We start from the raw sequence: 10,785 nt of genomic DNA on the forward strand, positions 1-10,785 counted from the left end.
GGCATTGTCGCCCCTAGATTGCCGCATCTCCCCCGCGTAACTTGATGCGAACCGCCGATCCGGCGGGTCGCACACCAAGAACCACGGCGAGGAGAAATCCGCTATGACCGATCAGATGAAGGCTGTCGTCCTGACCCGTTTCGGAGGGGTGGATGCTTTCGAGCTGCGCGACACCTCTGTGCCGGACGTCGAACCACGCCAGGTGCGGGTGCGCGTCCACGCGACCGCCGTCAACCCGCTGGACTTTCAGATCCGTCGCGGGGACTACGCGGAACACGTGCCGCTCCCGGCGATCATCGGGCATGACGTCTCCGGCGTGATCGAGGAGGTCGGTTCCCACGTGACGGAGTTCGCCGTCGGCGATGAGGTCTACTACACGCCCCAGATCTTCGGCGGCCCCGGCTCCTACGCCGAGCAGCACGTCGTCGACGTCGACCTCGTCGGTCGCAAGCCGGCGAACGTCAGTCACCTGGAGGCGGCCAGCCTGACTCTCGTCGGTGGAACGGTCTGGGAGGCGCTGGTGACGCGAGCGCGGCTCACCGTGGGGGAGACGATCCTGATCCATGGCGGCACGGGCGGTGTCGGCACGATCGCGATCCAGGTCGCGAAGGCGATGGGCGCACGCGTGATCACCACCGCGAAGGCCGGAGACCATGAGTTCGTGCGCTCTCTCGGAGCGGACGCAGCCATCGACTACACCTCGACGGACTACGTCGAGGCTGTGGCCGAGATGACGGAGGGCAAGGGGGTCGACGTCGTCTTCGACACGATCGGTGGCGACACGCTCACGCGGAGCCCGCTGACGCTCGCCGACTCTGCACGGGTCGTCAGCATCGTCGACCACGCGCAGCCGCAGAACCTCATCGAGGCGTGGGGCGTCAACGCGGCCTACCACTTCGTCTTCACGCGGCAGAACCGAGGCAAGCTGGATGCGCTCACGACGTTGGTCGAGCGCGGACTCGTGAAGCCGGTCATCGGCGCGACCCTGCCGCTCGCCCGGACGGGTGAGGCTCACGAGCTCCTGGAGAACAGGCAGTCGTATGTGCTCCGGGGCAAGGTCGCCATCGATGTCGTGGGCGACACCGTCGCGCTCCCGCCGCGCATCGCGTAGCGGAGCAGCGACGAACAGCGCACCAGAACATCGACAACCACGGAGGACGGAAACATGAGCGCATACATCGTGTTCCAGCGAGAGAGCACCCACGACCAGCAGGCCCTTGACCGCTACGCGCAGCGCGCCGATGGCACGTTCGACGGCCACGACGTGCAGGCCCTGGTCGACTACGGCACGTACGAGGTGCTCGAAGGGCCCCCGATCGAAGGCGTCGTCGTCCTCCGGTTCCCCGACGCGGCGGCGGCGAGGGGCTGGTACCGCGGCGAGCAGTACCAGGAGGTCGTGCAGGACCGCTTCCAGGGCGCGACCTACCGGGCCGTGCTGGTCGACGGCGTGGACGCGTAGCTGTCACGTCCTCCACGGGTGACGGCGGGTCGCCGCGGTGGTCAGCTCCGTCCGGAGAACGTGGCGCGGTACGCCGAGGGGGACACGTCCAGGAGCCGGCGGAAGTGCAGCCGGAGGTTCGCCCCGGTCCCCAGGCCGACCTCTTCGGCGATGCGGTCGATCGGCAGCCTCGTGCTCTCCAGGAGCTCGCGGGCGGCGTCGACCCTCGCCCGGAGGATCCACTGCAGCGGGGTGCTGCCGGTCTCTTCGGTGAAGCGACGCAGGAACGTGCGTCGCGACATGTCCGCGTGGGCGGCGAGATCGGCGATCGTGACCTGCTGGCCGAGTCGCGTCAGGGCCCATTCGCGTGTCGCTGCGAGGGTCTCGCCCTGGGCCGCAGAGCTGGTCTTCGGCAGGTACTGGGCCTGCCCCCCGGTGCGGTAGGGCGCGGTGACGAGTCCTCGGGCGATCTCGTTCGCCGCGCTCACGCCGAGGTCGCGCCGGACGATGTGCAGGCAGAGGTCGAGACCGGCGGCGGCTCCCGCCGAGGTCAGGATGGGTCCCTCGTCGACGAAGAGCACGTTCGGCTCGACGGTGATCTGCGGGTGCCGCGTGGCGAGCTTCTCCGCAGCGTCCCAGTGGGTCGTCGCCCGCAGGCCGTCGAGCAGGCCCGAGTCCGCGAGCGCGAACGCCCCGTAGCAGATCGAGGCGATGCGTGTCCCACGGGCTGCGGCGCTGCGGAGCGCCTCGCGCACCTCCACGGGTATCGGCCGGCCCGGCGGGGCGTACCCCGGGACGATGATCGTGTCCGTGTCGGACAGTGCGTCCAGGCCGCGCTGCACCGCGAAGCCGAAGCCTCCGGAGGACAGCACCATATCGGTGGTGGCGCCGCAGGTGGAGACCTCGTAGGGGAACCCCGTCTCCGGGTGGAACACCTCCGTCGGGATCCCGACGTCCAGCGGGCGTGCCCCCTCGAGTACGAGGACCACGACCCGGTGCGGTCGCTGCATCGCCCGGCTCCGATCTGGCCGACGCGTGTCAGCCGTGTCGACATCGTTGCACAGCAGCGCACGACCGCCCGGGTGGCGTCAGACGGCGCGGGCCCGGTACGCCGACGGCGACATGCCGTGCGTCCGGGCGAACCGCCGGGAGAAGTACAGCGGGTCGTCGTAGCCGCACGCCCGCGCCACCGCGGCGACGGGCAGGTCGGTGGTGTCGAGCAGCACGCGAGCGCGGGCCAGGCGCAGGCCGGTCTGGTATTGCAGCGGGGACGTGCCCACCTGGGCGCGGAACAGTGCGCCGAGCTGCGAGGTGCTGAGCCCCACCATCGCCGCGAGCGCCCCGACCGACGTCCGGCGCGGGGCGGTGGCGCGCAGGTGCTCGACGGCGCGTTCCACGGGGTCCGGTGCGGGTCCGGGGGAGCGGCGCCCGGTCGCCACGACGTGCGCGAGGGCGTGCCAGGCGGCGCCCGCGGCCCGGACGAGCCCTCCCGCGGTGCCGTCGTCGAGGGCGTCGATCACCTGGGAGACGAGGCTGGCGACCGTGGCCGGGTCGCGCAGGTGCGAGACGGGTCCCCCGGCGGCCTGACGGGCGGCGGCGGCGAGCTCGTCGGCGTCCGGGCCGGTCACGTGCAACCACCAGAGCGTCCAGGGTGCGCCCTGGGCGGCGGCGTACTCGTGCGGGGTCCGTGCGGGCACGAGCACGACGTCCCCGGCTCCGACGTCGAACCGTCCGTCCGGCGTCCGGCACCAGCCGGCCCCGTCGGTGCAGACGAGCAGGACGTGCTCTCGGGCGCCGTCGGGTCGCGACCGCCCGTGGCGGGCGGCGTGGGGGAAGAATCCCGCGTCCGTCACCACGAGGCGGCCCGTCACGGGCCGTGCGAGTGCCGCGCGGACCTCCGGGCGTGGCACGACGACCATGCGCTGGCCGGCGAAGCCCTCGCGGAGACCTCCGCCCGCCTCGACCGTTGGTTCGTCCATGCGCCTCAGAGAATCGCCCATCGCACCACGCCGTCAAGCGGCCTAGGTTCGTCCCATGCCTCCTGAGGAGTCGCGGATCATCCTGCCGCCCGCCCCCGAGAACATCGCTGCCCACCCGGTGCGCGGCTGGCGAGAGCCGGTGTCGATCGACACCTACGGCATCGGCGAGCCGGACCGCTACCCGGCATACCTCGACCAGCGGGTGTACCAGGGGTCGACGGGCGCGGTGTACCCGATGCCGTTCGTCGACAGGGTGGAGCACACCAAGGCGCCTCGGGAGTGGGACGCGATCCACCTCGAGAACGCGTACGTGCGGCTGATGGTCCTGCCCGAGCTGGGCGGACGCATCCACGTGGGCCTGGACCGCACCCGCGGCTACGACTTCTTCTACCGCAACGACGTCATCAAGCCGGCACTGGTCGGGCTGCTCGGGCCGTGGGTCTCGGGCGGGGTGGAGCTCAACTGGCCGCAGCACCACCGCCCGGCCACGTTTCTCCCCACAGAGGCGTGGATCGAGCGCGAGCCCGACGGCGCTGTCACCGTCTGGTGCTCCGACCACGACCCGTTCGCCCGCATGCAGGGGATGCACGGCGTCCGGCTGCGCCCGGACAGCGCGCTCGTCGAGCTGCGGGTACGTCTCGTCAACCGCACCGACGACGTGCAGACGTTCCTGTGGTGGGCCAACGTCGCTGCCGCCGTCCACGACGACTACCAGGCGTTCTTCCCGACGGACGTCACCGTGGTCGCCGACCATGCCAAGCGTGCCGTCACGACCTTCCCCGCGGCGTCGGGCCGCTACTACGGCGTCGACTATCCGGCCCGCCGCACCGCGGAGCGCCCCGACGGCGACCGCCTGGACTGGTACCGCAACATCCCCGTGCCGACGTCGTACATGTGCCTCGGCTCGCAGGACGACTTCTTCGGCGGGTACGACCACGCCGCCGGTGCCGGGTTCGTGCACTGGGCGGACCACCGCATCTCGCCCGGCAAGAAGATGTGGACCTGGGGGAACGCGCCGTTCGGCCGGGCGTGGGACCAGCACCTGACCGACTCCAACGGCCCGTACGTCGAGCTGATGGCGGGCGTCTTCACGGACAACCAACCGGACTTCGCGTTCCTGCGCCCGGGGGAGACGACGAGCTTCTCGCAGTACTGGTACCCGATCCAGGACGTCGGCCCGGTGCACCAGGCGACGCGGGACGCGGCCGTGCGGCTCGACGTCTCCGCCGAGGGCGCGGTGCGCGTCGGCGTCGCCGTGACGTCCCCGCGCGCCGGGGCGCGGGTGGTGCTGCGCGCCGGCGAGGAGGTGCTGCTGGACGAGCGGGCCGACGTCGCGCCCGGTGCCCCGCTGGTGCGCGAGCTGACCGGACCCGCGGGTGTCGCGGCCACCGCGTACGAGCTCGTCGTCGAGCACGACGGCGCGCCCCTCCTCACCTGGCGCCCCCGCACCGCGGCCGACGCCGACGCCGACGCCGCCACCGCGGCCGACGCCGCCACCGACGCCGACGCCGCCACCGAGCCCCCCGCCCCGGCGGACATCGACTCTCTCGACGAGCTCTACGTCACCGGCCTGCACCTGGACCAGTACCGGCACGCGACGCGGTCGCCGGAGCCCTACTGGACCGAGGCGCTGCGTCGCGACCCGTCGGACGCGCGCTGCGCGACGGCGCTCGCGGCCCGGCGGGCGCGCGCGGGCCGGCTGGCCGACGCCGAGCAGCTGCTGCGCACCGCGACGGCGCGCCTGACGCTGCGCAACCCGAACCCGCGCGACGGCGAGGCGCACTACCGGCTGGGCGTCGTCCTCGCCCGCCAGGGCCGGACGGCGGAGGCGCGCGAGGCGCTCGGTACGGCGGCGTGGGACCAGGCCTGGCGGGACGCGGCCACCGTCGCGACGGCACGCCTGGACCTTGCCGAAGGGCGTGCCGCGGACGCCACGGAGCAGCTCGACGCGCTGCTGCGCCGCAGCCCGGAGCACGTCCAGGGGCGCAACCTCGCGGCGCTCGCCGCACGGCGCGGCGGCGACGCGGAGGGCGCTCGCGACCTGGTCCGCGGCACGCTCGCCGTCGACCCGCTCGATGCGTGGGCGCGCGACCTCGCGGCCCGGTTCGGCGTCGCGACCACGGTCGGCCCGACGACGGACCCGACCATCGCGCTCGACGTCGCGCTCGAGCATGCGTCGGCCGGTCAGACGACTGCTGCGGTCGAGCTGTTCGAGGACGTCGCGACGCGTCCGTCGCCGCGCGGGCAGCGGGACGTGCGCGCTCTCGCCCTGCTGCACCTCGCCGACCTGGAGCTGTCCCTTGGCGACCGGGCGGCCGCGGGACGCGCGCTCGAACGGGCCCGGCGTGCACCGCGGGACCGGGCGTTCCCGGCGGCGACCGACGACGACGCGCTGGCCCGCCTGCGTCGCGCCTGGCCGCAGGACCCGCTCGTCGCCGGCCTCGCGGGGCACCGCCTCTACGCGGCAGGTCGGCGCGAGGAGGCGATCGCCGCCTGGGAGGTCGCGGCGTCGGGCGACGGGACCGACCCCGTGGTGCTGCGGAACCTCGGCGTCGCGGCCCACAACGTGCGCGGTGACGCGGAGGCGGCGGCCGCCTGGTACGCGCAGGCACGCGCGGTGGCGCCCGACGACGCACGCCTGCTCTACGAGGGCGACCAGCTCGAGGCGCGCCGCGGCACCGCCCCGGAGCGCCGCTTGGCGGTGCTGCTCGATCGGCCGGACCTCGTCGGTGCGCGCGACGACCTGTCCGTCCAGCTCGCGGAGCTGCTGACCGCCGTCGGCCGGGCCGACGAGGCGCTCGAGATCCTGACCGGCCGACCGTTCCAGCCGTGGGAGGGCGGTGAGGGGCGGGTGCTGGCCGCCTGGGACGCCGCGCACCGGGCCCTCGGGCGGCGAGCGCTGGAGGACGGCGACGCCGCGGCCGCGCTCGCCCACGCCACCGCGGCCCTGGCCCCAGCCGCGACCCTGGGTGAGGCGCGGCACCCGCTCGCCAACACCGCCGACCTGCACCTGCTGGAGGGCGATGCGCTGTCCGCCGCCGGTCGCGCCGACGAGGCGCGCGACGCCTGGCGGACGGCGGCCGACCAGCAGGGCGACTTCGCGGGCATGGCCGTGCAGGCGTTCTCGGAGCGCACGGCGGCCTCCGTCCTCGCGCTGCGGCGGCTGGGCCGCGACAGTGAGGCACGGCTGCTGCGCGACGGGCTCGCCCGGTACGTGGAGCAGGAGGCCGGGCGCCGCGCGACCATCGATTACTTCGCGACGTCGCTGCCCGCCATGCTGCTGTTCACCCGTGACGTGCAGCAGGATCACGACGACCGCGTCCGGGCGCTGCGCGGCCAGCTCGCCGCCCTCGACGGGAGCGGCGCCACGTCCCCCACCCCCACCCGACGCGTCCGCGTCACCCGCCCGCCCGCGCCGCGCCGCGACCATCTCGAGCTGGGCGACCCGCCAGACACGCCGGACGCCGTGGCGGTGACCGGCCGGTACCTCGAGCGGGCGGGCCGGCCCTGGTTCCCGGTGACCGGGGAGGTGCACTACTCCCGCATCCCGCGCGAGCGCTGGTCGGAGGTCCTGGGGCACGCGCGGGCGGGCGGGCTGGACTCGGTGGCCACGTACGTCTTCTGGCAGGCGCACGAGCCGACGCCCGGTGACTTCCGCTGGGACGGCAACCTCGACCTGCGGGCATTCGTCGAGCTCGCGGGGCGCCACGGGCTCGACGTCATCGTGCGGATGGGGCCGTGGGCGCACGGCGAGGCGCGCCACGGCGGGTTCCCGGACTGGCTCGTCGAGCGTGGGGTGGCCGTCCGGACGAACGACCCGGCCTACCTCGACCTGGTCCGGGCGTTCTACGCGCAGACGGTCGCGCAACTCGACGGTCTCCTGCACGCTGACGGCGGGCCGGTGATCGGCGCCCAGATGGACAACGAGCTCTACGACCAGCCGGAGCATCTGGCCGTGCTGCGCACGATCGCCGAGGAGCTCGGGCTGCAGGTGCCGGTCTGGACGGCCACCGGCTGGGGTGGGGCGCAGGTGCCGGACACGCTCCTGCCGGTGTACTCCGCGTACGCGGACGGGTTCTGGGAGGACGCCGACACCGAGTGGCCGGCGTTCGCGCCCGTGCACTTCCGCTACAGCACCGTGCGCGACGACCTGTCGGTGGGCGCGGACCTCCGGGAGGCACTGGACGGCGTCACGGTCGACGGCGCGGCCGGAGCCGGGTCCCGGCCCGGGGACGACGCCCTCCCGTACGCCACCTGCGAGCTCGGCGGCGGCATGCACGTGGCCTACCACCGGCGTCCGCTCGTGACGCCCGAGGACGTGGCGGCGCTCGCGCTGGCGAAGATCGGCAGCGGGTCGGTCTGGCAGGGGTACTACATGTACGCGGGCGGCACCCAGCGGGTGGGTCCGCACGGGCCGGAGCAGGAGTCGCAGGCCACCGCGTACCCGAACGACGTCCCCACCCGTACCTACGACTTCGGCGCTCCCGTCGGCGAGCACGGGCAGGTGCGCCACCACCACCACCTGCTGCGGCGCCAGCACCTGTGGCTGCGGGCCGACGGCGCGGAGTTGACGGCCATGACGACGACGGTGGGCGGGGGCAGCGACGACCCGTCCGAGCTGCGCTGGTCGGTGCGCTCGGACGGGCGCCGCGGCTACGTCTTCCTCACCACCTACCAGCCCGCACGCCGACCGCTGGCAGCGCAGCCGAGCACGCAGGTGCAGGTGGAGCTGGAGGACACGACGGTCACCGTGCCCACGCGGCCGGTCGACCTGCCCGCGGGCGTCTCGGTCGCGTGGCCGCTGCGCTTCCCGCTCGCCGACGGGCTGGTGCTGCGCAGCGCCACGGCGCAGCTCCTCGCACGTCTCCCGCACGACGACGCGCACGACGACGGCGGGCTCCTCGTGCTGGTCGCGACCGACGGCGTACCGGTGGAGCTGGTGCTCGACGGCGACGTGGAGGCGACGGGCCCGGTGGTCGCCCGGCGCGAGGGCGGGACGACCGTCCTCGACCTCACCAGGGCGCCGGGGCCGGAGGCGGTGGTCCGGCTGCAGGGCGCGGCCGACGAGTCCGGGGTGCGGGTGCTGGTGCTCGACGAGGCGACCGCGAACCGCCTGTACCGGCTGGACGTCGGCGGCCGCGAGCGGCTGGTCCTGAGCGACGTGCCGGTCCACGCCCTCGACGGGGCACTGGTCGTCCACACGGACGTCCCCACCGCGACCGTGTCCCTGCTGCCCGCGCCGGCGTCGCTCACGGTGTCTGGAGGCGACGCCGCCGTCGTCGAGACCGGTGGACAGGGCGCCCTCTGGACGACCTGGACGCTGGCCGTGCCCGGCGCGGGGCGTGTCCCGGTCGCGGCGGACCTGCGCCCGCACGCGCCCGCCCCGCCGCCGCCCGCGCGTGGTGGTCCGATGGACCGGCTCGGTGCACCGACGGACTTCGACGGTGCGGCCCGCGTGCACCTGGACGTGCCCGCCGACGTGCTCGGCGGCGTCGACCGCACGCTGCTACGGATCACGTGGACCGGCGACGTCGGCCGCGCGCTGGTGGGCGACGAGGTGGTGAGCGACCACTTCTGGCACGGTCGTGCCTGGGACGTCGACCTCACCCCCTGGCGTGAGGACGTCGCCTGCGACGGCGTGGAGCTCGAGCTGTTGCCGTGGTGCGCCGAGACCGGCGTCTGGGTCGACCCGTCCGTGCGGGACGTGCCCGACGGGATCACCGTCGAGGCGGTGGACGTCGTGCGCGTGGCGCGCACGGTGCTGACCTTGGAGGAGGACTCGTGACCGGCACGACGGCCCGCATGGTGACGGGCGCAGGGACGACGGCGGAGACGGCAGGTGACGCAGCGCCCCGGCGTCTGCCCGGGCACCTGCCCCCGCGGCTGGCGATCACGCTCTGGGACTTCTCCTGGTACGTGCGCACCGGGCCGGGGGAGCCGTTCGAGGACCTCGACGCGGCGTTCGCCCGCGCGGCGGAGCTCGGGTACAACGCGGTACGGGTGTGCGCGATGCCGTTCCTGCTGTTCCGCTCGGGGATCGACACGACGGCGCTGCGACTGGGGCCCATCGGCGGCGGCTACGCGTCCCGCGTGCGCTGGTACGACGTGCGCGAGCACACGACGATCGACGCCCGCGCGCACCTGCTGGAGCTGTTCCGCGCCGCCGACCGGCACGGCATGACGGTGATCGCGTCGTCGTGGGAGTACCAGCAGAGCCCGGCCTTCGCCGTCGACCGCGCCTGGTACGACGCGCTGCACGCCGTCGACCCCGAGGAGCGCCTCACCGTGCTGGGCGAGGCGATGGGCGACCTCGTCGACCTGCTCAAGGACGAGGCGCTCGACCACGTGCTCGCCTGCGTCGAGCCGCACAACGAGGTCCAGGCCGGGCACCTCACCGCCGGGCTGCCCGGCACGCAGGACCCGGTGGTGGAGCTGCGCGGCCGCCTCGAGCGCGGCATCGCGGCCTTCTCCGCACGCCACCCCGACGTGCTGTGCGGGCCGAACTACGCCGCCGTCCCGGTCACCGCGATGCGCGGGCTGCCGCGCAACGCCCAGGTGCTGGGCGTGCACCCCTACGTGTACGGCGTCCTGGACGACCTGGTGCGCGAGTTCGAGCTGCGCGGCGACCCCGCCGACTTTCCGCAGGCACGGGCCGACGCCGAGCTCCTGCGCCCCGGCGCACCGCGGCTCGCCGACTGGGCTCCGCCGTCCGACGAGGAGTGGAAGCGGCACGCGTCGATCGTCGGCCACGCCGAGATCTATCTGCACGACTGGTGCGACCCGCAGGCCGTGGACCGGTGGCTGTACGACCGCTACGGCGCGCACCGCATCGCCATGGCGGAGCGGTTGCGCGAGTGGATCGGCGTGGCCGCGGACCACGCCGCCCGGCTCGGGATCCCGCTCGTCCTCGGGGAGGGCTGGGTCGGGTACACCCCGCGCGACACCCGCTTCGAGGAAGGCCCTGTCGGCGCGCAGATCTGCCGGGACGCCGTGCGGCACGCGGACGCCGTCGACGCCTGGGGCTCCGTCGTCTGCTCCAACGCCGCGCCGCAGCACGCCATGTGGCAGGACGAGGACCTCCAGCGCGAGTGCACCGCGATCCTGCGGGGCGCGGGGAACCCGGGCTGAGGCGGCGCCCCGCCGACGGCAGCGCCCACCGACGGCACCCCCCCGCCGCGCGCTCACCGGCGCGGACGGGTGGAATAGCCCCATGGAAACCGACCGGGACCACGCCGCCGACACGGCTCCGTGGTCGCTCTCCCCGAATACGGTGCTCGACACGCTCGACGTGGGGGAGGACGGGTTGGCGGCCTCGGTCGCCGCCGAGCGGCTCGCCGAGGTGGGGCCCAACCGGCTGCCCCCGCCGGA

At 74.3% G+C, this 10,785-nt stretch carries 7 protein-coding genes; 5 read left to right on the forward strand and 2 right to left on the reverse strand.

From position 1 onward, the window contains the following. The first annotated feature begins 103 nt into the window (after positions 1 to 103). Positions 104 to 1,111, forward strand: a complete 1,008-nt coding sequence (locus ACH5HR_RS15190; RefSeq protein WP_416478633.1) for a zinc-dependent alcohol dehydrogenase family protein — start codon at positions 104 to 106, stop codon at positions 1,109 to 1,111. Positions 1,112 to 1,165: 54 nt separating this feature from the next. Next, positions 1,166 to 1,459, forward strand: coding sequence for a DUF1330 domain-containing protein (locus tag ACH5HR_RS15195; protein WP_106265838.1), 294 nt, complete (start codon positions 1,166 to 1,168; stop codon positions 1,457 to 1,459). A 41-nt stretch (positions 1,460 to 1,500) separates the two neighbouring features. Here the strand turns inward: ACH5HR_RS15195 and ACH5HR_RS15200 are convergent, their stop codons facing one another. Then, on the reverse strand, positions 1,501 to 2,448 hold the full coding sequence (locus tag ACH5HR_RS15200) for a GlxA family transcriptional regulator (RefSeq protein WP_416478634.1): 948 nt from the start codon (positions 2,446 to 2,448) through the stop codon (positions 1,501 to 1,503). Positions 2,449 to 2,526: 78 nt separating this feature from the next. Then, positions 2,527 to 3,417, reverse strand: a complete 891-nt coding sequence (locus tag ACH5HR_RS15205; RefSeq protein ID WP_416478635.1) for an AraC family transcriptional regulator — start codon at positions 3,415 to 3,417, stop codon at positions 2,527 to 2,529. Between the two features lie 55 nt (positions 3,418 to 3,472). Here ACH5HR_RS15205 and ACH5HR_RS15210 point away from each other — a divergent pair, with 55 nt between their 5' ends. The 3 genes from ACH5HR_RS15210 to ACH5HR_RS15220 form a co-directional block, all read left to right on the forward strand. Next, positions 3,473 to 9,202 carry a DUF5107 domain-containing protein gene (locus ACH5HR_RS15210; protein WP_416478636.1) on the forward strand — a complete coding sequence of 1,910 codons (5,730 nt, stop codon included), beginning with the start codon at positions 3,473 to 3,475 and terminating at the stop codon, positions 9,200 to 9,202. Further along, entirely contained in the window at positions 9,199 to 10,545 is a 1,347-nt protein-coding gene (locus ACH5HR_RS15215; RefSeq protein ID WP_416478637.1) for a cellulase-like family protein, read from the forward strand. The genes ACH5HR_RS15210 and ACH5HR_RS15215 overlap by 4 nt, the downstream gene beginning before the upstream one ends. An 82-nt stretch (positions 10,546 to 10,627) precedes the next feature. Then, positions 10,628 to 10,785: cation-transporting P-type ATPase (locus ACH5HR_RS15220; protein ID WP_416478642.1), on the forward strand; the 158-nt coding region annotated here is incomplete at its 3' end.

The sequence above is a fragment of the Isoptericola maris genome (genome assembly GCF_048065335.1).
In the GTDB taxonomy this organism is placed as follows: domain Bacteria; phylum Actinomycetota; class Actinomycetes; order Actinomycetales; family Cellulomonadaceae; genus Isoptericola; species Isoptericola rhizosphaerae.

Bases quoted from the DNA above. Each gene is read 5' to 3' on its own strand.
- ACH5HR_RS15205 (WP_416478635.1), bottom strand. From the start codon at position 3,417: ATGGACGAACCAACGGTCGAGGCGGGCGGAGGTCTCCGCGAGGGCTTC.
- ACH5HR_RS15200 (WP_416478634.1), bottom strand. From the start codon at position 2,448: ATGCAGCGACCGCACCGGGTCGTGGTCCTCGTACTCGAGGGGGCACGC.
- ACH5HR_RS15210 (WP_416478636.1), top strand. From the start codon at position 3,473: ATGCCTCCTGAGGAGTCGCGGATCATCCTGCCGCCCGCCCCCGAGAAC.
- ACH5HR_RS15195 (WP_106265838.1), top strand. From the start codon at position 1,166: ATGAGCGCATACATCGTGTTCCAGCGAGAGAGCACCCACGACCAGCAG.
- ACH5HR_RS15190 (WP_416478633.1), top strand. From the start codon at position 104: ATGACCGATCAGATGAAGGCTGTCGTCCTGACCCGTTTCGGAGGGGTG.